This is a genomic window from Micromonospora sp. NPDC047620, from assembly GCF_043205005.1.
Classification (GTDB): Bacteria; Actinomycetota; Actinomycetes; order Mycobacteriales; family Micromonosporaceae; genus Micromonospora.
Window position 1 is genome coordinate 132,355 of the sequence record NZ_JBIDDG010000014.1, and the last position, 20,085, is coordinate 152,439.

Below are 20,085 nucleotides of genomic sequence, written 5' to 3' on the forward strand. Positions count from 1 at the left end.
GCCGGTGACGGCGTCTGCATGGTGTGACCTTCGAGGAGTACGTCGGCAGCCGCGGCCCGGCCCTGTTGCGCCTGGCCCGGCTGCTGACCGGGGACGCGCACCGGGCCGAGGACCTGACCCAGGACGTGCTGGCCCGGGCGTACGTGCACTGGCGGAAGATCGCCCGGGCGGACCGGCCCGACGTCTACGTACGCCGAATGCTGGTGAACGCGAACGCCTCCTGGTGGCGTCGCTGCTCCAGCCGCGAGCTGACCGTGGACACGTTCGCCGAGCGGGCCCACCGCGGCGACCTCGGCGGCGAGTCGGCCGACCGCGACGAGATGTGGCGGTTGATCCGGGCGCTGCCCGACCGGCAGCGTGCCGTGCTGGTGCTGCGCTACTACGAGGATCTGGACGACGCCACGATCGCCCAGATCCTCGGCTGCTCGCAGGTCACCGTCCGCACCCACGCGATGCGGGCGCTCGCCCACCTACGGGAGCGCTGTGGCCTTCCGACGACCAACGGGAGCCGGCCGTGACCGACCTCGACGAACGGATCTCCTCGGTGCTGCGGGAGCGCGCCGAGGGGGAGACCGACACGCACCGACTGCTGCGGGCCTCGCGGGCCCGGGGCCGCCGCCGCCAGTTGCGCCGCCGGGCCGCCACCGGCACCGCGCTGGCCCTGGTCGGGGTGCTCGGCTTCGTCGGGGTGACCGGCACTGACCTCGGCGGGCTGACCGGCCGGCTGCCGTGGACGGCCGCCACGCCCGGCGTCACCGCCCCGGTGCCGCCGAGGGCCGACGGGGTGCCAGGCGTCGCCCAGCGACCCGACCTGGTGGGCACCGACCCGGGGATGCTCCACCTCGGCGTCGACCCCAGCCAGGCTCGCTACCTGCGCTGGGCCGTCCACCGCTCGATCCAGGTCGAGTCGATCCAGTTCAGCGTCGGAGGCGGGCAGCCCGTCCTGGTCGAGGTGAGCCGCTCCGCGCAGGCGATCAACCAACGCCCGATCGAGGGCGTTCCCATCCGGCAGGCCGTGGTCCGGCTGACCTTCGACGGCGCCGTCCGGCAGTTCGGGGGTACGGCCGGCGGGCTGGTCAAGGCATGGCAGCCCGTTCCCGGCCTGTACGCCCGGGCGAGCACGCTCGGCGGCGACCAGAGCGCCCTTGCCAGGGCCGTGGATGCCATCCGCTGGGACGAGGCACGACGGTGCGCGGCGCCGCTGCGGCTGAGCACCCTGCCGGCGGGCACGACGATGAGCGCCTGCTCCGTCGACGTCAGCGCCTACCCGGGCGTTCTCAGCGTCGACTTCACCCTCCAGCGGGAGCCGTCGGCGGCCATGTGGGTACGGCTGCTGTACGGGGCGCAGACCGGGGAAAACACGACCGAGAGCAACCGCGCGGTGGGTGGTCGTCCCGCCTACCTCTACCCGGACGGTACGAAGCTGGAACTGCTCGGCATTCCGAGAGCGCACCTGACCGCCGAGTTCCGTTCGCCGTTGCCCGGGACGGACCCGCCCGAGGGCGACCCGGGCTTCACGGTGGCCGACGCGACGAGCGTGCTGGCCGGGGCGCAGGTGGCGAAGGACCTGACCGATCCGGACACCTGGGAGTGACCGGCGTCGCCGGCCGGGCCGCCCGACCCGGGCCGGTCCGGCCGGCGGCCCGTACGCTTGGTGACCGTGAGCCCCCGTCGCAACCGACCCCGCCGCGATGACACCGCGCACCTCGACTCCGACCGGGCCCGCCAGGGCGTCGCCTCGGTGCAGCAGTGGCGCGACGGCGAGTGGCAGGTGCGCGGGATCAGCGGCGGGGCGTCCACCAAGACGTACCGCTGCCCGGGCTGCGACCAGGAGATCCGGCCAGGGGTGGCGCACCTGGTGGCGTGGCCGGCCGACGGGCGGGGCGACCTGACGGACCGGCGGCACTGGCACAGCGGCTGCTGGCGCGCCCGGGACCGGCGCGGGCCGGTCGTCCAGCGCGGTCGCGGCGCCCCCCGGTACGGCTGAGCGATCTGGATCACCCTGTTTCCGCCCCGCCCGGCGGTCCCCGGCCGCACGGGTGAGACTGGACGGGTGAGCACACCGATCCGCGCGTCCACCATCCTGCCCGGGCGCCGCGAGGACATCGAGCTGCACACCGCGGACGGACTGCGGCTGGTCGGCGAGTTGGCCCGACCGCTGGACCGGGAGCCGGTGGGCACTCTCGTCTGCCTGCACCCGCTGCCCACGCACGGCGGGATGATGGACAGCCACGTGTTCCGCAAGGCGGCGTGGCGCCTGCCGGCCCTGGCCGATTTGGCGGTACTCCGCTTCAACACCCGGGGCACCAGCAGCCTGCGCGGCACCAGCGAGGGCGCCTTCGACAACGCGGTCGGCGAGCGCTTCGACGTCGCCGCCGCCATCGAGTACGCCGAGTTCGCCGAGCTGCCGAACATCTGGCTGCTCGGCTGGTCGTTCGGCACCGACCTGACCCTGAAGTACGGCTGCGACCCGGCGGTCACCGGGGCGATCCTGCTTTCCCCGCCGCTGCGCTACTCCACCCCGGCGGACCTCGACCACTGGGCGGCGTCCGGCAAGCCGCTGACCGCCCTGGTGCCGGAGTTCGACGACTACCTGCGCCCCGACGAGGCGCGGGAACGGTTCGCGGCGGTGCCGCAGGCCGAGGTGGTCGGGGTGCCCGGCGCGAAGCACCTCTGGGTCGGCGACGCCGAGACCGTGCTGGACGAGGTGGTCCGTCGGGTCGACCCGGCCGCCGCCGTGCCGCTGCCGACCACCTGGGACGGCCCGGTGGAGACCGGCGACGTCAGCGCGTACGCCGACCGCACGGTGGCCTCCTTCGCCGACCGCCCGGTGCCCGGCCCGCCCGCGGGCCAGGCCGGCTGACCCGCCCGCGGGCCAGGCCGGCTGACCCGCCGCGGGCCGGGCCGGTCGTCGTGGTCCCGGCCGGGGTCAACGGGACTCCTGCCGGGGCAGGATCACCTCCCGCAGGATGAGCTGGAACGCGGCCACCGCCGGGATCGCGATCAGCGCGCCCACCAGGCCCAGCAGGGACACGCCGAGTAGCGCGGCGACCAGGGCGGCCACCTCGTTGACCGCCACCGACCGGCGCATGACCTTGGGATAGATCAGGTAGTTCTCCACCTGCTGGTAGATCAGGAAGAACACCACGCAGGCGATGCCGACCGGCAGGTCGGTGGCGAAGCCGACCAGGCTGACGACCACCGCGCCCAGCGTGGCGCCGATCTGCGGAATGAGGTCGGTCACCGCGACCACCACGGCCAGTGTGAACGGGTACGGCAGCCCGACGACCAGCGCGAAGACGAACGTGGTCGCCCCGGCCAGCACGGCGATGCTGAGCGCGCCCACCATGTACGCGCCGACCTTGGCCAGGATCTCGTCGCCGATCAGCCGCACCCGCTCCCGGCGGGACCGGGGCACCAGCGAGTAGCCCAGGTCGCGGAGCCGGTCGAAGTAGACCAGGAAGTAGATCGTCAGCACCAGCACGGTCAGCCCCCGGAACACCGTGCCGAAGACCATCTGGGCCCCGCCGAGCACCCCGCCGAGCGCCCGCCCGATCGTGGCCGGGTTCGCCGCCTTCTGCAGCCGCTCCATCAGGTCGTACCGCTCCACCAGTTCGTTGACCGTCCGGTTGCGGCGCAACTCCTCCAGGTAGCTCGGCAACTGGTCCACGAACTGTCCGGTCTGCGTGACGATCGGCGGCACCAGGGCGAACACGCCGCCGCAGAGGAGCAGCACGACCGTCAGCGCGACCGTCGCCACCGCCGCGCCGTGCGGCAGCCCCCAGGACCGCAGCCGGACCACGGCGGGGTGCAGGCCCACGGCGAGGAAGAGCGCGATGACCACCAGGACGAGGATTCCTGCCGCGTTGCGCAGGCCCAGATAGAGGGCGTACGCGAGCAGCACCCCGGCCGCACCTGTGAAGCCGACCAGGAAGCTGCTGCGCCGCAGCGGTCGCCCCGGCGTGCCGAACCGCCCCGGACCGACGGCCGGCGGCCCGTCGCCGCCCGGCGCCGACGCCACGCCCTCGGGCACCGCCCGGGCCCGCTCCCGCTTCGGCTCGGCGGCCCGTTCCCATCCGGGCTCCGCCGTCCTTCTTGGCTCGGCGGCCCGGCTCCGTCCCGGGTCGGCGGCCTGCTCCGGCTCGGCGGCCGTCCCGGCCGGGTCCGGGGTGGCCCCGGGCTCCCGGTCGGCGCCCGACGCCGCAGGTCCGTCCTGTGCCATCCGGACCTCCCTGATCGACTTCCGCCGGCGCCTGCCGGCCCCCGGGCGCGGGGACCCAGGCCCGGGGGCTCCGATCAGGAGCGTAGTGGTCGTCAGGGCGCCGGGCCGACTCGTCCGTCCCCCCGGGTCGCGTCGGCCCGGCCACCGGCCGGGCGGGTGGTCAGTCCTTCTCGACGACGACCTTGCTCGGCCTGGCGCTGCGCTCGTCGGTGGTCGGCTTCGTCGGCCGCTTGCCGTTCTCGCCGGTGCTGGTGATCTTCGTCGAGGTGGCGCCCCGGCTGGCCTCACCCGGCACCGCCGCCACGGTCGGCTCCCCCTCCACGCCGGCGCTGGCGGTGCCGCCGTCGACGGTGGTCACGGACGCGACCTTGCCGCTCTCCGGCTGCCCGGCGTCCGCCGGCTCGATCCGGCCCTTGGCAGGCTGGCCGGCCTCTGCCGGCTCGACCTTGCCCACGCCGGGCCCGCCGTCCACGGCCGGGCCAGCCTCCTTGCCCCCGGCCCCACCCGCCGACGCCGCTCCCGCGCCGGCCGGCGTGGCCTCCTTCTTCGGGGCGGTGTCCTTACTGGCCCCGCCCGGCCCCGCCGGCGTCCCGTCGCTCCGGGACACGGACGCCCCGTCCGCCCCGGCGGGCGTCGAGCCGGCGGCGGTCGACGCCTTCCCGCCGTTCGCCGCAGCGGTGCCGGTCCCGGCGCGCCCGCTGTCGGCCACCGGGCCGGCCGCGGCGGTGGCCGTCCCGCCCGGTCCGTCGGCCGCACCGACCAGCCCCAACCGCAGCTCGGCCACCTGCCGCTGCAGCTCGTCGGACTCCTGCCGCGACTTCCACGTCTCCTGCCGCAGGTCGGCGAGCTGCTGCTGGGCCTGCGCGATCTCCAGCATCACCTGGGCGAGCTGCTGACGGCTCGCGGCGGCCTCCTGCTGGGTGGCGGCGAGGTGCTGCTGGGTGGTGGCCAGGTGCTGCTGCGTCGTCGCCGCGTACTCCTCGAACTGGCGACGCGAGGTCGCCACGTGCTCGTCGGCCTTGCGGCGCTTCTCGGCCGCCTCCGACTCGGCCCGGCCGAGCAGCGTCGCCGCCTCCTCCTCGGCCTGGCGGCGCATCGCCAGCGCGTCCCGTTCGGCGGCCTGCCGGACGGCGGCGGCGCCCTGCTCGATCTCGTTCTTCCGGCTGGTGTACTCCGACTCCAGCGTGGCGCGGCGCGACTCGAACCCGGTCTCCAGCTCGTCGTGCCGGCTCTTGTGCTGCTGCTCCAGTCCGGCGAGGCGGGTCTTGTACTGCTTCTCCAGGTCGTCGCGGCGCTTGGTGAACTCCTGCTCGGCGGTCGTCCGGCGTTGGGTCAGCTCGCGGTCCGCCGCCTCGCGGCGGCTGTTGACCTCCTGCTCCACCCCGGCCCGCCAGGCACCCAGCTCCTGCTGCGTCTGCGCCCGAGCCTGCTGCACGTACGCCTCGGTCTCCGTGCGCATCCGCTGCACGTACGCCTCGGTTTCGGCGCGGCTGCGCTTGGCCGCCTCGGCCGCCTGGGTGGTGAGCCGCTCCGCCTCCTGCCGGGCCTTGTCGCGGGTGGCCCGGCCGGCCTGGGCGGCGTCGTCGATGATTTGCTTGGCGTCCCGCTGGGCCTTGGCATGGGTGGCCCGGCCCGCCTCGGTGGCCTGGTCGACCAGGCGCTTGGACTCCTGCTGGGCCTTGGCGTGGACCTCCTTGGCGGCCTCGCGGAGCTGGGTGGCCTCCTGCTGGGCCCTGGCGTGTACCTCCTTGGCGGCCTCGCGGAGCTTGGTCGCCTCCTGCTGGGCCCGGTGGTGGATCTCCTTGGCCGCGCCCCGCAGCTGGGTGGCCTCCTGCTGGGCCTTCGCCAGCGCCTCCTGGGCGGCCTTGCCCAGCCGCGCGGCCTCCTCCTTGGCGCTCCGGACCGCGGCGTCCGCCTCGGCCTTGCGGGCCGCGCTGTGCCGCTCCTCCTCCGCCCGGCGGGCGGCCAGCGCGATCTCGAAGTCCTTGAGCGCGGTGGCGGCCTGCTCGCGCGCCTCCTCGATGATGTGCTCGGCGGCGGCCCGGCGCGCCTCGATCTCCTGGTTGGCGGCGACCAGGACCGCGTCGGCCTGCTCCTCGGCGAGGGTGAGGATCTGCTCCACCCGCGGGCCGAGGTGCCGGAAGGAGACGTTCTCCAGCGCGCCGGACGACTTGCGCGCCTGGGCGAGGTCCCGCTGGAGCACCTCCACCTGGCCGGCAAGCTTGTGGATCTGTGTGTAGGCCTGCTCCCGCTCGGCCGCGAGGGCCGCGATCTCGTGCTCCGCACGAGCGACGTACCGGTCGACCTGTCGTTTCTCGTACCCCCGCAGAGCGGACTCGAAGCTGGGCTCCGTGGTCACATCCCCGCCGAGAGCGAACAGTTCCTCGCCGTGCGACATGCCCCCATCCTCACACGCATCCGGCTCTGCTGGGGCGATACGGACGCCCCGGATGGGACCTACTTCACTGCGGCCACGCCCGGGCAATTCCCTGACGGGCAAACGCATACGGCGCGGGGCACACCGGTCACCCGGTGTCACCCCGCGCCGTCGTCATGCCCCCGGTCGGGTCGGTCAGTTGGACGTCTCGGCGGCCACCCGCTCGTCCGCGCCGTCGGCCTTCTTCGCCTCGGGCTTGGCCGGCGTGGCCTGGGCGGCCGGCACGCCCGGCACGATGCCGGCGAGGCCGGAGAGCATCTGGCCGAGCTGGGAGGTGACGGCGTCCTTCTGCCGGGTGAGGTCCTCCACCTCGCGGCGAGCCGCCTGGGTGGTCAGCTCGGCCTCGGTGCGCGCCTCGGTGAGCAGCCGCTTCGCCTCGGCCTTCGCCTCGCTGAGCGTCTTCTCGGCCAGCGCCTTGGCCTTGTCGACCGTCTCGTTGGCGGTGCGCTCCGACTCGACCCGGCGGGCCTCGGCGCGCTGCTCGATCTCCTTGGCCCGCTCCTGCGCCGCGTGGGCCCGCTGCTCCGCCTCGCTGACCAGCTTCTGGGTCTGCGCGACCTGCGCCGCGTGCCGCTCCGACTCCTCGCGCTCGGCCTTCTCCCGGCGCTCGGCGAGCTGGAGCTCCAGGGCCTGGAGGTCCTTGTCGCGCTTGTCCCGCGCGTCGGTGAGCAGCTTGGTCGCCTCGGCGCGCTTCTCCTCGGCCTCCCGCGCGGCCTTCGCCCGCTGCTGGGTGATCTCCCGCTCGGCGGTCGCCCGGAGCGTGGCGACCTCGCGCTCGACGGTGGACTTCAGCTCGGCGACCTCGTGCGCGGTGACCGTGCGCAGCTGCTTGGTCTCGCGGTCGGCGTCGGCGCGCAGCGTGTCGGCCTCGCGCCGGGCCTGGACGCGGACCTCGGCGGCCTCCCGCTCGGCGGCGGTGCGGACGCTGCCGGCCTCCCGCTCGGCGGTGGCCTTCATCGCCGCCGCCTCGGCCCGCGCCTTGTCGGTGATCTCGCGGGCCTCGAGGCGGGCGGCGGAGAGGATGCCCTCCGACTCGCGCTTGGCCTCGTTGCGGTGGTCGTTGGCCTGCTCCTCGGCCAGCCGGAGGATCTGCTCGACGCGGGTGCCGAGGCCGGAGAGGGTGGGCCGGCTGTTCTCCTCGAGCTGCTTGTTGGTGTCGGCGAGCTTCTGCTCCAGCGTGCTCATGCGCTGTTCGGCCTGGCGGAGCCGGCGCTGGGCGTCGTTCATGCGCTGCTCGGCCTCGGCCCGGGCCTGCTCGGACTGGGTCAGCGCGGCCGTCATCCGGCCGATGAAGTCATCGACCTGGTGGGTGTTGTAGCCGCGTAGGCCGACGGTGAAATCGGGCTGGGAGTTCGCGTTATCGAAGAACGCAAGAGGGGAGGACTGCTGGGGCATTGGGACATACTCGCAGACTCCCCAGGGTGCTTCGCAAGAGCGGTCCCGAGCTTTCGCGTCCTCTTTACATGGTCAACTGCGGGAGCCCCGGGAGGCGGGACCAATCGGCGATCTTGGCAGGTCCCGGGCGGGTCGGACGGCACGGAGAGTGACTACGGAAAAGGGCCGCGGGAGATCGCCGCGGCCCTTTGTCGCGCATGGCCGGGTCGCTCGAATGAGCGCCCCGCGTGGGTGGCGGAAAACGATCGTCGTTCGCCCCCAATGGTCGTCGGTGTGGTCAGTGGCCGCGGAACCGGTTGATCGCGTCCTCGTGCCGGGAGCGCAGCTCGCGGTCGCGCACGCCGAGCCCGTCGGAGGGGGCGAGGCAGCGGACGCCGACCTTGCCCTGGTGCGCGTTGCGGTGCACCTCGTACGCGGCCTGGCCGGTCTGCTCCAGCGCGTAGGTCTTCGACACGGTGGGGTGGATCTTGCCGAGGGCCACCAGGCGGTTGGCCTCCCACGCCTCTCGGTAGTTGGCGAAGTGGCTGCCGACGATCCGCTTGAGGTGCATCCAGAGGTAGCGGTTGTCGTACTGGTGCTGGTAGCCGCTGGTGGACGCGCAGGTGACGATGGTGCCACCCTTCTTGGCCACGAAGACGCTGGCGCCGAAGGTCTCCCGGCCGGGGTGCTCGAAGACGATGTCCGGGTCGTCGCCGCCGGTCAGCTCGCGGATCCGCTCGCCGAAGCGGCGCCACTCGTCCTGGTCCTGGGTCTCCTCGTCCTTCCAGAAGCGGAAGCCCTCGGCGGCCCGGTCGATCACCAGCTCGGCGCCCATCCTGCGGCACAGTTCCGCCTTGTCCGGGGAGGACACCACACAGACCGGGATCGCTCCGCCGTTGAGCGCCATCTGGGTGGCGTACCCGCCGAGGCCGCCGGAGGCGCCCCAGATCAGCACGACGTCGCCCTGCTTCATGTTCGCCCCGTGGTGGGACACGAGCTGCCGGTACGCCGTCGAGTTGACCAGGCCGGGGCTGGCCGCCTCCTCCCAGCTCAGGTGGCGCGGCTTGGGCATCAGCTGGTTGGCCTTGACCACGGCCAGCTCGGCGAGGCCGCCGAAGTTGGTCTCGAAGCCCCAGATCCGCTGCTGCGGGTCGAGCATGGTGTCGTCGTGCCCGGCCGCGTCCTCCAACTCCACCGACAGGCAGTGCGCGACCACCTCGTCGCCGGCCTTCCAGCGGGTCACCCCGGGCCCGGTGCGCAGCACCACGCCGGCGGCGTCCGAGCCGACCACGTGGTACGGCAGGTCGTGCCGCTTGGTCAGCTCGGAGAGTCGGCCGTAGCGCTGAAGAAACCTGAAGGTCGGCAGGGGCTCGAAGATGCTGGTCCAGACCGTGTTGTAGTTGATCGCACTGGCCAGCACCGCGACGAGCGCCTCGCCCGGCCCGAGTTCCGGCGTCGGCACCTCCTGCACGTGCAGCGCCTTGCGCGGGTCCTTGTCGCGGGTGGCCAGGCCGTCGAACATCCGGGCCTCGTCCGCGCGTACCACGACGCCCCGGTACGACTCCGGCACCGGTAGGCCGGCGATGCCGCCGAGCTCCCGCTCCGGTTGGTCGGATCCCTCCGCCGCCATGATCGCTTCGAGGATGTCCTGCACGTCGACCTCCCGTTCGTCCGCACCCGCGCACGCGGGCCTGGGTGCTGCCATCGTCGGCGCGAGTGCGGCCGGCCGCCATGTCGGCATCCGACACATCCGACTCGGTCGCGCTCCTGTTGGAGCGGGACGTTACTGAACGGTAGCTAGGGCTGGAAGTCCTCTGTGAAAAACTGCATCGGCCGATGCGTGGAGGTGTCCGGGCGGCGGTCGTACCGCGCAGTGCCGCGCTCGACGCCGGTGGTCACCGGCCCCCACGCGGCGACGGGGGCCGGTCGTGGGCGTCAGTGCGCGGCGGGCTCGACCAGCTCGACGAGCACGCCGCCGGCGTCCTTCGGGTGGACGAAGTTGACCCGGGAGTTCGACGTGCCGCGCTTCGGGGTGTCGTAGAGGAGCTTCACGCCCCGCTCGCGCAGCGCCGCGCAGGCGGCGTCGATGTCGGCGACCGTGTACGCCACCTGCTGCACGCCCGGCCCCTTGCGGTCCAGGAACTTCGCGATGGTCGACTCGGGCGTCAACGGGGCCAGCAGTTGCAGGCAGCCGCCCTCGGTGGTCGGGCCGACAGCCAGCATCGCCTCGCGGACGCCCTGCTCGGCGTTGGTCTCGGTGTGCACGCAGCGCATCCCGAAGGTGCGCTGGTAGAAGTCGATCGCGGCGTCGAGGTCGGCCACGGCGACCCCGACGTGGTCGATGCGGAGCAGGCCGATGCCTGTGACATAGTCGGCAGCGGTCTCGGCGGGGGAGTTCTCAGCCATAGCGCTAGTCTGACCGAACAATCGTTAAGGCGTACAGGTCGGCACCCCCTCGGAGGCAGGTTATGGCTTCGGTGATCGTCAGCGGCGCGCGGACCCCCATGGGGCGCCTGCTGGGCAACCTCAAGGACGTCTCCGCGACCAGGCTCGGTGGCGTGGCGATCAAGGCGGCGCTGGAGCGCGCCGGCGTCGCCCCCGAGCAGGTCCAGTACGTGATCATGGGTCAGGTGCTCCAGGCCGGTGCCGGGCAGATCCCGGCCCGCCAGGCGGCGGTCGAGGCGGGCATCCCGATGTCCGTGCCGGCCCTGACCATCAACAAGGTCTGCCTCTCCGGCCTGGACGCGATCGCCCTGGCCGACCAGCTAATCCGGGCCGGCGAGTTCGACATCGTGGTGGCCGGCGGCATGGAGTCGATGACCAACGCCCCGCACCTGCTGCTCGGTCAGCGCGGCGGCTACAAGTACGGCGACGTCGTAATCAAGGACCACATGGCGCTGGACGGGCTCACCGACGCCTGGGACTGCTGCTCGATGGGCGAGTCGACCGAGCGGTTCGGCGCGAAGCACGGCATCAGCCGCGAGGAGCAGGACGCGTTCGCCGCGGCCAGCCACCAGCGGGCCGCCGCCGCGCAGAAGAACGGCCACTTCGCCGACGAGATCACCCCGGTGGTCATCCCGCAGCGCAAGGGCGACCCGCTGGTGATCAGCGAGGACGAGGGCATCCGCCCGGACACCACCGTCGAGGTGCTGGCCAAGCTGCGGCCCTCGTTCACCAAGGACGGCACCATCACCGCCGGCAGCTCCTCGCCGATCTCCGACGGCGCCGCCGCCGTGGTCGTGATGAGCAAGGCCAAGGCCAAGGAGCTGGGCCTGACCTGGCTGGCCGAGATCGGCGCGCACGGCAACGTGGCGGGGCCGGACAACTCCCTGCACTCGCAGCCGTCCAACGCCATCCAGCACGCCCTGAAGAAGGGCGGGCTGAGCGTCTCCGACCTCGACCTCATCGAGATCAACGAGGCGTTCGCCCAGGTCGGCATCCAGTCCACCCGTGACCTCGGCATCAGCCCGGACAAGGTCAACGTCAACGGCGGCGCGATCGCGCTGGGCCACCCGATCGGCATGTCCGGCGCCCGGCTGGTGCTCACCCTGGCCCTGGAGCTCAAGCGCCGGGGCGGCGGCACCGGCGCGGCCGCGCTCTGCGGTGGCGGCGGCCAGGGCGACGCGCTGGTCATCCACGTCCCGGCCCCCGGTGAGAGCGGTCGGTGAGCGCGGCGCGCCGCTGATCCGGTAGCCGCCGAAAGACGAAGGCAGCACAGTGAGCGGGAGGAGTGAGCCGGTCTTGCGAGCCCCGCAGTTGCGAACACAGGCAACACAGTGAGCGGGAGAAGTGAGCCGGTCTTGCGAGCCCCGCAGTCGCGAACAGAGGCAGTGCAGTGAGCGAGATCGTCGACGACGTCCCGGCGGCGGGCGCACCCCCGGTGCGCCGCAGCCGGGACGTGCCGATGCTGGTCGAGCGGGCCCGCGCGGGGGATCCCCGCGCGGTGGCCCGGCTGATCACCCTGGTCGAGTCGGGCGACGAGACGCTGCCGCGGATCGCGGCGGCGCTCGCGCCGTACGCCGGGCAGGCCCAGGTGGTCGGCCTGACCGGCTCGCCCGGGGTGGGCAAGTCCACCACCACCAACGAGCTGGTCCGGGCGCTGCGCGCCCGGGGGCACCGGGTCGGCGTGCTGGCGATCGACCCGTCCAGCCCGTTCACGGGCGGGGCGATCCTCGGCGACCGGGTCCGGATGCAGGACCACGCGACCGACCCGGGCGTCTACATCCGCTCGATGTCCAGCCGGGGGCACCTCGGCGGGCTGTCGGCGGCCACGCCGCAGGCGGTCCGCGTGTTGGAGGGCGCCGGCTGCGACGTGGTGCTGGTGGAGACCGTCGGCGTCGGGCAGGCCGAGGTGGAGGTCGCCTCGCTGGCCGACACCACGCTGGTGCTGCTCGCCCCGGGCATGGGCGACGCGATCCAGGCGGTCAAGGCCGGCATCCTGGAGATCGCCGACGTCTTCGTGGTCAACAAGGCGGACCGGGACGGCGCCGACGCGACGGTGCGCGACATCCAGGGCATGATCGCCCTGGGCGAGCGCGGGCCGGGCCAGTGGCGGCCGCAGGTGGTGCGTGCGATCGCCGCGCGGGGCGAGGGGATCGACGACATCGCCGCCGCCATCGACAAGCACCGGGGCTGGCTGGTCGAGCACGGCGAGCTGCGCCGCCGCCAGGAGGCGCGGGCCGCCGCCGAGATCGAGGCGATCGCGCTGGGCGCGCTCCGCGCCCGGATCGGCTCCCTGCGCGACGGTACGGAGCTGCCGGCGCTCGCCGCGAGAGTGGCCGAGGGTGCCCTCGACCCGTACGCGGCGGCCGACGAGCTGCTCGCCCAGCTCGGCTCCTGAGGCGTCCCCTCCGGGACCCGCCGACCTAGTACGCTCGCACCGCTCCACGGACCCGTGGGGCGGTGCGCGGCGAGTGGGGGGACGATGGGCGACGAGGCGACCCAGGAGCTGTCGGTGACGCCGGACGCGGTGGCGGGCGGGAGCACGCACGTCTCCGACGAGGTGGTGGAGAAGATCGCGGTGGCCGCCACCCGGTCGGTGCCCGGGGTGGCCGAGCTGGGCGGCGACGTGGCCCGGTTCTTCAACGCGGTGCTCGACAAGGTCGGGCTGGACCAGGTCGGCGACGCCCGGCGGGGCTGCTCGGCCCACGTCACGAACGGCGCGGCCGTGGTCAACCTGGTCATCGTGATCGAGGCGGGCCGGCCGGTGCCGCAGGTGACCGACGCCGTCCGGGCGAAGGTGACCGAGGCGGTCGAGGCGTACGGGCTGCGGGTCGACGAGATCAACATCCGGGTCGACGACGTGACGCTGGGGGAGCCCGCCGCGCCGACCGCCTGACTGGTACGGGCAGCTCAGGTTACCGGCCGGTACGAGTATCCTTAGCGATCGTTCAGGCTGGGCTCTACACTCGACGTGCAGGTCGAGGACTCGAGGAGGAGCCCCGCGGATGAACGCCGACGAGATCGCAGCCGGACGGGCACGCTGGCAGGCCCGCTACGACGCCGCGCGCAAGCGGGACGCCGACTTCACCACGCTCTCCGGGATGCCCGTCGACCCGGTCTACGGGCCGCCGGAGGGCGTCGCCTACCCGGGCTTCGAGCGGATCGGCTGGCCGGGCGAGTACCCGTACACCCGGGGCCTGTACCCGACCGGCTACCGCGGGCGGACCTGGACCATCCGGCAGTTCGCCGGCTTCGGCAACGCCCGGCAGACCAACGAGCGCTACAAGATGATCCTCGGCGCGGGCGGCGGCGGCCTCTCGGTCGCCTTCGACATGCCCACCCTCATGGGCCGGGACTCGGACGACCCGCAGTCGCTCGGCGAGGTGGGCCACTGCGGCGTCGCGGTGGACAGCGCCGCCGACATGGAGACGCTCTTCGGCGGCATCGACCTGGCCGGCGTGACCACCTCGATGACCATCTCCGGGCCGGCCGTGCCCGTGTTCTGCATGTACCTGGTGGCCGCCGAGCGGCAGGGCGCCGACCTGTCCCGGCTGGACGGCACGCTGCAGACCGACATCTTCAAGGAGTACATCGCGCAGAAGGAGTGGCTCTTCGACCCGGAGCCGCACCTGCGCCTGATCGGCGACCTGATGGAGTACTGCGCCCGGGAGATCCCGCGCTACAAGCCGCTCTCGGTCTCCGGCTACCACATCCGGGAGGCCGGCGCGACGGCCGCGCAGGAGTTGGCGTACACGCTCGCCGACGGGTTCGGCTACGTCGAGTTGGGGCTCTCGCGCGGGCTGGACGTCAACGTCTTCGCCCCAGGCCTGAGCTTCTTCTTCGACTCGCACGTCGACTTCTTCGAGGAGATCGCCAAGTTCCGGGCCGCCCGCCGGATCTGGGCCCGCTGGCTGCGCGACGTCTACGGCGCGACCAGCGAGAAGGCGCTCTGGCTGCGGTTCCACACCCAGACCGCCGGGGTGTCGCTGACCGCCCAGCAGCCGGTCAACAACGTCGTGCGGACGGCCGTCGAAGCGCTCGCCGCGGTGCTCGGCGGGACCAACTCCCTGCACACCAACGCGCTGGACGAGACCCTCGCGCTGCCCACCGACGAGTCCGCCGAGATCGCCCTGCGTACGCAGCAGGTGCTGATGGAGGAGACCGGGGTGACCAACGTGGCCGACCCGCTCGGCGGGTCGTGGTACGTGGAGGCGCTCACCGACAAGATCGAGGCCGAGGCGGAGGCGATCTTCGCCCGGATCCGGCAACTCGGCGGGGAGGGACCGCACCAGATCGGTCCGATGACCTCCGGCATCCTGCGCGGCATCGAGGACGGCTGGTTCACCGGCCACATCGCCGAGTCGGCCTTCGTCTACCAGCAGGCGCTGGAGAAGGGCGACAAGAAGATCGTCGGCGTCAACTGCCACACCGGCACGGTCGCCAAGGACCTGGAGATCCTGCGCATCTCGCACGAGGTGGAGCTGGAGCAGCGCCGGGTGCTGGCCGAGCGCAAGGCCGGCCGGGACGACTCCGCCGTCAAGGCGGCGATCGAGCGGATGGTCGCCGTCGGTCGGACCGACGGGAACATGATCCCGGCCATGCTGGACGCCGTCCGCGCCGAGGCCACCCTCGGCGAGATCTGCGACGCCCTGCGCGCCGAGTGGGGCATCTACCGCGAACCCGCCCGCTTCTGACCCACCCCACCCCCTTACCCCGCGATCTTGCACTTTCCGCCCTGGCAAAAGCCGCATAGGCCGTGTGCCGGGGGTCGAAAGTGCAAGATCGCGGAGGGCTGGGTGGGCGGGCGGGAGCAGGCGTGACAGTTGCAACTGTCGCCGTCGCGGTTGATCTGAGTTCGGCGGGTCGCGTGCGAGACTAGGTAACCATGAGCGACCCACGGATCACCTCGTCGATCTTCACCCGCGGCGCGGTCGACCTCAGCGCGCTGCGCACCCCCGCACCGGCCCCCGCCCGCCCCACCGCCCCCGCCCAGCCCGGCCCCTCGGGAGGCCTGCCCGGCACCGCCGGCGGCGGCGTCAGCGTCATCGACGTCAGCGAGGCGACATTCCAGTCCGAGGTTCTCGAACGCTCGCTCACCACACCGGTGATCGTGGACTTCTGGGCCGAGTGGTGCGAGCCGTGCAAGCAGCTCTCGCCGGTGCTGGAGCGGTTGGCTGCGGAGGGCGGCGGCGCCTGGGTGCTCGCCAAGATCGACGTGGACGCCAACCCGCGGATCGCCCAGATGTTCCGGGTGCAGGGCATCCCGATGGTCTACGCGGTGGTCGGCGGCCAGCCGATCGACGCCTTCTCGGGCGTGGTGCCCGAGGCGCAGTTGCGGCAGTGGATCCAGGCGGTGCTCAAGGCCGGTGGCGTGACCGTCGCCGAGCCGGAGGACCCACGCCTCGACGAGGCCGACGACGCCCTGATGAGCGGCGACCTGGATGCGGCCGAGCAGGCGTACAAGAAGATCCTCGCCGAGTCCCCGGCGGACGCCGCAGCGGAGGCGGGCCTCGCCCAGGTCGGGCTGGCCCGCCGGGTGGCGGGGGCAGACCCGGGCGCGGCGATCGCCGCCGCCCAGGCCAACCCCGACGACGTCGAGGCCCAACTCCTGGCCGCCGACATCGAGGTGCTCAGCGGTCAGGCCGAGGCGGCGTACGCCCGCCTGGTGGGCCTGGTCCGCCGCACCGCCGGCGACGACCGCGAGAAGGTACGCCAGCACCTGGTCGGCCTCTTCGCGGTCGCCGGGCCGGAGGACCCGGCGGTCGCCTCGGCCCGCCGGGCGTTGGCCAGCGCCCTGTTCTGAGCACGTAGCACGCCAGCGCGGGCCGGCGTTCCGGCCGGCCCGCCCGACACCTGAGGACGGGAGCCCATGATGCGCCGGATCGCCGTCCTCGACGCGCCCAGCAACCTCGGCCTGCGCCCACCCACGCCCACCTCGGTGCCGGGCTGTGTCAAGGCCCCGGGCGCGCTGCGCGACCAGGGGCTGCTCGCCCGGCTGCGGGCCCGCGACGCCGGCTGCCTCACCCCGCCCCGCTACGACCCCGGCGACTGGCGACCCGGCGACGGGGTGTGCCACGCCCGGGAGATCGCCGACTACTCGGCGGCGCTCGCCGAGCGGATCGGCGCCATCATCGACCGCGGGGAGTTCCCGCTGGTCCTCGGGGGCGACTGCTCGATCCTGCTCGGCTCGGCGCTGGCCATGCACCGGCTCGGCGAGGCGGTCGGCGGCCGTATCGGGCTGGTCTTCGTCGACGGCCACTCCGACTTCCGGCATCCTGGCAACGCCTCCTACGTGGGCGCGGCGGCGGGGGAGGACCTCGCCCTGGTCACCGGGCGAGGGCAGGCCGACCTGGCCGCCATCGAGGGACGCCGGCCGTACTTCCGGGACATCGACGTGGTGGTGCTCGGCATCCGCGCGCAGGACGAGTACCGCCTCGACCTCCAGGCCGCCGGGATCACCACCCGTCCGGTGCCGGCGCTGCGCGCCGAGGGCGCGGCGCGTACCGCCCAGTGGGCGCACGAGCAGCTCGCCGACTGCGCCGGCTACTGGGTGCACATCGACGTGGACGTGCTGGACCCGGCCGTGATGCCGGCCGTGGACGCCCCCGACCCGGGCGGCATCGCCTTCGCCGAGCTGGAGATCCTGCTCGCCGGGCTGGTCGACACCCCGCACTGCCTCGGCGTCGAGCTGACCGTCTTCGACCCCGACTACGACCCGGACGGCGCGTACGCGGCCGAGATCGTCAACACCGTGGTGGCCGGGCTGCGCCCCGTCTCCGCCCCGGGCGCGTTGCCGCCCCGGCTGCTGCCGGACTCGTCGGCGGCTACCGCCCCCACGGTCCGCGCCTCGTCGGCCGGCAGTTCCTCGGTAGGTGCCTCGCCGGCCGGCAACTCGTCGGTCCGCGCCGTGCCGGTACCCTCGGCCCGGCGGGGCAACGGCCGTCCGGAGCCCCCGATCACGCCCTCGCCCGTTCCCGCTTCTGCCGCCGTCCCCGCCCCCGAGGACGACGATGACGACCGTCACCTGGGCGGCGTCGAGGCGCGCGCCGAGGACGTTCCGCAGGCTCTTCTCGGCCCGGTCGGGGCGGTTGATGCGGTCGGGGCGGTCGCCCCGGTGGCCGACGGCACCGGTCCCGGGGGTCCCGGCCTGGCCGCGCCGGAACCGGTCGGTCCGCCCGCCTCCGCCGGGCCTGGCCTGTTGCGCCGGGCACCGCTCGCGGGCCCGGGCCCGGAGGATTCGCCGCCCGCGACCGACGACGGCACCTCGCCGTCCACCGCCGGCATCGCCTGACGACCGTCGGGGTCTCCGGCAGAGCCGGGCCACCGGTTCGTTCGGTTAGTCCGGTTCGGTTGATCCGGCGGCCCGGTCGTGCGTCGTCCGATCCGGTTGATCCAGGGCAGCCGGGTCGGTGTCGGTCCCGGAGTGTGTCGATGGCTGCCCCATCCGTAGGGGCAGCTCGACAGCGTCGAGTGTCGTCGCGCGTCAGCGGGCTAGGGCGCGCAGGAAACGCTCGGCGGCGGGGACGGCGGTGGCGGTGCTGGCGCCGCCCTGCTCGACGAAGACCGCGAACGCGACGTCACCCTGCCAGCCGACGAACCAGGCGTGCGTGTGCGCCGGGTTGTTGTCGTACTCGGCGGTGCCGGTCTTGCCGTGCACCGGCGCGCCCGGCACGTCCTTCAGCGCGGTGCCGGAGCCCGCCGTCACCACCTCGCGCATCATCGCCTTGACCGCCTCGACCGACTCCGGCTTGAGCTGCGGGCCGGGGGCGGCCGGCTGCGCCGGGGCCGGGTCAAGCACCAGTTTCGGCTGTTCGAAGCGCCCCCGGGCGACCGCCGCGGTGGCGGACGCCATGGCCAGCGGGCTGACGACCGTGGTGCCCTGTCCGATCGCGGCGGCGGCCTGCTCGGTCGCGCCGCCGTTCGCGGAGACCTTGCCCGTGAAGGCGTCGAGGCCGACGTCCCACTGCCCCTCCAGCCCGAGCGACCGGCCGGCGACGGCCAGCCCGTCGGGGCCGAGCTTCGGCGCCAGCGCCGCGAACGCCGTGTTGCAGGACTTGGCGAAGTCGGTGCGGAACGGCACCGCCCCCAGCTCGAAGTTGTCGGAGTTCTTGAACGGCCGGCCGTCCACCGTGAACGTCTTCGGGCAGGCCACCGTGGTGTCCGGCGTCACCGCGCCGAGGTCGAGCAGGCCGAGCGCGCTGACCATCTTGAACGTGGAGCCCGGCGGGACCTGGGCGGTGAAGGCCAGGTTCTCCCCGGCCGCGCCGGGACCGTTGGCGGCGGCGAGCACGGCACCGTCGCTGATCCGCACCGCCACCAGCGCCGCCCGGCGCTTCTCGGCGCGCAGGGCGGCGTCGGCCGCGTTCTGGGTGGCCACGTCGAGCGTGGTCTTCAGCGGCTGCCCCGGCTGCGGCTCGCGGCGGAACACCTCGGTGCCGGTGGGGACCAGCGTGCCGTCCGGGCCGGGGCGCTCGGTGATCACGGTCAGCCCGGGTGCGCCGCGCAGCCGCTCGTCGTAGCGGCCCTGGAGGCCGCCGTGGCCGACCAGGTCGCCGGCCGCGTACCGGTCGGGGTGCTTCGCCAGGTCGTCGGCCTGGGCCGGGTCGACCGAGCCGAGCACCGCCCGGGCGAACTCGCGGGTGGGCGCGAGGTCGAGCTTGTCGCTGCGGAACTTGGTGCCCGGCAGGTCGTAGATGCGGGTCTTGATCTGCCGGTACGCCTCCTCGCGCAGGGTGACCACCTCGACGAACGCGCCCGGGTCGGCGTCGGCGAGCCGCTTGGGCAGGCCGGAGAGGTCCACCGGCGGGGTGATCGCCGGCCGGATCGCCCGGAAGGCCGCGTCCAGCTTCCGGGTCAGGCCCGCCACGTCGGTGACCTCGCTCGGTTGCAGCCCCACCCGCACCACGGGCCGGGGCGCCACGATCGGCTGGCCGGCGGCGTCGAGCACCGCGGCCCGGGGACCGGGGTCCCGACGCAGCCCGAGCCGGTCGCCCCGGCTGAGCTGCTCCTGCACCAGCTGCGGCTCCCAGATCACCCGCCACTCGTCGTCGCCGCCGCGGCTGAGCCGCACCTGCCGGTCGTACGCCCAGCGGGTCTGGCCCGGGAGGCTCCACTCGACCTTGACCACCGCCGTCGCGACGTCCGCCGTGATCTTCGCGTCGCCCTGGCGGGTCAGCGCCGGCGGCGTGGCCGCCAGCTCGCCGGAGAGCTCCTTGATCTCGTGGGACACGTCGGCGGCCGGCACCTTCGCGCCCGCCGGGTCCACGAACCCGACGGCCTGGAGGTCGCCGGAGCGCCAGCCGGCCAGGAACGCGTCGACGCTGCGCTCCGGCCCGTCGTTGTCCGAGCAGGCGGTGAGCGCGCCGGCCGCGAGCGCCGTCACGGCGAGCAGCGCGAGCGACGGGCGGAGCCGGTTGCGAGGGTGACGGCTGGGGTACGAGGGGTGCATGGAGCAGTCCTCCGATCTCGGAACTGCCGTCACGCTAGTACGGCCGCGCCGTCCGCATCGTCCCCAGGCGGCTGTGACGTGCGTAAAGACGGGCCTGCGACGGGGTGATGAACAACCGGTGGCGGGGTAACCCCCGACCGGCCAACCTCGTATCCGCAACGG

The 20,085-nt window shown here is 73.7% G+C and carries 16 protein-coding genes; 10 read left to right on the forward strand and 6 right to left on the reverse strand.

Annotated features, from left to right (window positions below):
- Nucleotides 1–23: 23 nt before the first annotated feature.
- The 4 genes from ACGF5C_RS19215 (at nucleotide 24) to ACGF5C_RS19230 (ending at nucleotide 2,863) form a co-directional block, all read left to right on the forward strand.
- Complete coding sequence (locus tag ACGF5C_RS19215; protein ID WP_393303338.1) at nucleotides 24–518, forward strand: SigE family RNA polymerase sigma factor; 495 nt, start codon at nucleotides 24–26, stop codon at nucleotides 516–518.
- Nucleotides 515–1,594, forward strand: a complete 1,080-nt coding sequence (locus ACGF5C_RS19220; protein WP_393303340.1) for a hypothetical protein — start codon at nucleotides 515–517, stop codon at nucleotides 1,592–1,594. Before ACGF5C_RS19215 ends, ACGF5C_RS19220 begins: the two co-directional genes overlap by 4 nt.
- Nucleotides 1,595–1,660: 66 nt before the next feature.
- Nucleotides 1,661–1,987, forward strand: coding sequence for a hypothetical protein (locus ACGF5C_RS19225; RefSeq protein WP_393260973.1), 327 nt, complete (start codon nucleotides 1,661–1,663; stop codon nucleotides 1,985–1,987).
- A 66-nt stretch (nucleotides 1,988–2,053) separates the two neighbouring features.
- Entirely contained in the window at nucleotides 2,054–2,863 is an 810-nt protein-coding gene (locus ACGF5C_RS19230) for an alpha/beta hydrolase (RefSeq protein ID WP_350708697.1), read from the forward strand.
- A gap of 66 nt (nucleotides 2,864–2,929) precedes the next feature.
- On the opposite strand, the gene ACGF5C_RS19235 is transcribed toward ACGF5C_RS19230, so the two are convergent.
- The 5 genes from ACGF5C_RS19235 to mce form a co-directional block, all read right to left on the reverse strand.
- A complete protein-coding gene (locus tag ACGF5C_RS19235; protein ID WP_393303342.1) occupies nucleotides 2,930–4,222 on the reverse strand; it encodes an AI-2E family transporter in 1,293 nt (430 codons plus the stop codon).
- A 160-nt stretch (nucleotides 4,223–4,382) separates the two neighbouring features.
- Entirely contained in the window at nucleotides 4,383–6,620 is a 2,238-nt protein-coding gene (locus ACGF5C_RS19240; protein ID WP_393303344.1) for a hypothetical protein, read from the reverse strand.
- A gap of 174 nt (nucleotides 6,621–6,794) precedes the next feature.
- Nucleotides 6,795–8,054 (reverse strand): cell division protein DivIVA, encoded by a 1,260-nt coding sequence (locus ACGF5C_RS19245; RefSeq protein WP_357703984.1) that lies wholly within the window; start codon nucleotides 8,052–8,054, stop codon nucleotides 6,795–6,797.
- 277 nt (nucleotides 8,055–8,331) lie between these two features.
- Nucleotides 8,332–9,687 carry a crotonyl-CoA carboxylase/reductase gene (gene ccrA, locus ACGF5C_RS19250; RefSeq protein ID WP_393303346.1) on the reverse strand — a complete coding sequence of 452 codons (1,356 nt, stop codon included), beginning with the start codon at nucleotides 9,685–9,687 and terminating at the stop codon, nucleotides 8,332–8,334.
- A 281-nt stretch (nucleotides 9,688–9,968) separates the two neighbouring features.
- The gene (mce, locus tag ACGF5C_RS19255; RefSeq protein ID WP_393260958.1) at nucleotides 9,969–10,439 is read right to left on the reverse strand and encodes a methylmalonyl-CoA epimerase; all 471 of its coding nucleotides are present in this window, start codon (nucleotides 10,437–10,439) and stop codon (nucleotides 9,969–9,971) included.
- 62 nt (nucleotides 10,440–10,501) lie between these two features.
- Here mce and ACGF5C_RS19260 point away from each other — a divergent pair, with 62 nt between their 5' ends.
- The 6 genes from ACGF5C_RS19260 (at nucleotide 10,502) to ACGF5C_RS19285 (ending at nucleotide 17,766) form a co-directional block, all read left to right on the forward strand.
- Nucleotides 10,502–11,701 carry an acetyl-CoA C-acetyltransferase gene (locus ACGF5C_RS19260; RefSeq protein WP_393303348.1) on the forward strand — a complete coding sequence of 400 codons (1,200 nt, stop codon included), beginning with the start codon at nucleotides 10,502–10,504 and terminating at the stop codon, nucleotides 11,699–11,701.
- Nucleotides 11,702–11,937: 236 nt separating this feature from the next.
- Entirely contained in the window at nucleotides 11,938–12,873 is a 936-nt protein-coding gene (gene meaB / locus ACGF5C_RS19265; protein ID WP_393303486.1) for a methylmalonyl Co-A mutase-associated GTPase MeaB, read from the forward strand.
- A gap of 84 nt (nucleotides 12,874–12,957) precedes the next feature.
- Nucleotides 12,958–13,371, forward strand: a complete 414-nt coding sequence (locus ACGF5C_RS19270) for an Asp23/Gls24 family envelope stress response protein (protein ID WP_357699960.1) — start codon at nucleotides 12,958–12,960, stop codon at nucleotides 13,369–13,371.
- Between the two features lie 109 nt (nucleotides 13,372–13,480).
- Nucleotides 13,481–15,169 (forward strand): methylmalonyl-CoA mutase, encoded by a 1,689-nt coding sequence (locus ACGF5C_RS19275; protein ID WP_393303350.1) that lies wholly within the window; start codon nucleotides 13,481–13,483, stop codon nucleotides 15,167–15,169.
- Nucleotides 15,170–15,360: 191 nt separating this feature from the next.
- Nucleotides 15,361–16,278 carry a tetratricopeptide repeat protein gene (locus tag ACGF5C_RS19280; RefSeq protein WP_393303352.1) on the forward strand — a complete coding sequence of 306 codons (918 nt, stop codon included), beginning with the start codon at nucleotides 15,361–15,363 and terminating at the stop codon, nucleotides 16,276–16,278.
- A 66-nt stretch (nucleotides 16,279–16,344) separates the two neighbouring features.
- Complete coding sequence (locus ACGF5C_RS19285) at nucleotides 16,345–17,766, forward strand: arginase family protein (RefSeq protein ID WP_393303354.1); 1,422 nt, start codon at nucleotides 16,345–16,347, stop codon at nucleotides 17,764–17,766.
- A 192-nt stretch (nucleotides 17,767–17,958) separates the two neighbouring features.
- Here the strand turns inward: ACGF5C_RS19285 and ACGF5C_RS19290 are convergent, their stop codons facing one another.
- Nucleotides 17,959–19,923 (reverse strand): penicillin-binding transpeptidase domain-containing protein, encoded by a 1,965-nt coding sequence (locus ACGF5C_RS19290; RefSeq protein WP_393303356.1) that lies wholly within the window; start codon nucleotides 19,921–19,923, stop codon nucleotides 17,959–17,961.
- Nucleotides 19,924–20,085 lie beyond the last annotated feature (162 nt).

Bases quoted from the DNA above. Each gene is read 5' to 3' on its own strand.
- ACGF5C_RS19235 (WP_393303342.1), bottom strand. From the start codon at position 4,222: ATGGCACAGGACGGACCTGCGGCGTCGGGCGCCGACCGGGAGCCCGGG.
- ACGF5C_RS19240 (WP_393303344.1), bottom strand. From the start codon at position 6,620: ATGTCGCACGGCGAGGAACTGTTCGCTCTCGGCGGGGATGTGACCACG.
- ACGF5C_RS19245 (WP_357703984.1), bottom strand. From the start codon at position 8,054: ATGCCCCAGCAGTCCTCCCCTCTTGCGTTCTTCGATAACGCGAACTCC.
- mce (WP_393260958.1), bottom strand. From the start codon at position 10,439: ATGGCTGAGAACTCCCCCGCCGAGACCGCTGCCGACTATGTCACAGGC.
- ACGF5C_RS19260 (WP_393303348.1), top strand. From the start codon at position 10,502: ATGGCTTCGGTGATCGTCAGCGGCGCGCGGACCCCCATGGGGCGCCTG.
- meaB (WP_393303486.1), top strand. From the start codon at position 11,938: ATGCTGGTCGAGCGGGCCCGCGCGGGGGATCCCCGCGCGGTGGCCCGG.
- ACGF5C_RS19270 (WP_357699960.1), top strand. From the start codon at position 12,958: ATGGGCGACGAGGCGACCCAGGAGCTGTCGGTGACGCCGGACGCGGTG.
- ACGF5C_RS19275 (WP_393303350.1), top strand. From the start codon at position 13,481: ATGAACGCCGACGAGATCGCAGCCGGACGGGCACGCTGGCAGGCCCGC.
- ACGF5C_RS19280 (WP_393303352.1), top strand. From the start codon at position 15,361: ATGAGCGACCCACGGATCACCTCGTCGATCTTCACCCGCGGCGCGGTC.
- ACGF5C_RS19285 (WP_393303354.1), top strand. From the start codon at position 16,345: ATGATGCGCCGGATCGCCGTCCTCGACGCGCCCAGCAACCTCGGCCTG.
- ACGF5C_RS19290 (WP_393303356.1), bottom strand. From the start codon at position 19,923: ATGCACCCCTCGTACCCCAGCCGTCACCCTCGCAACCGGCTCCGCCCG.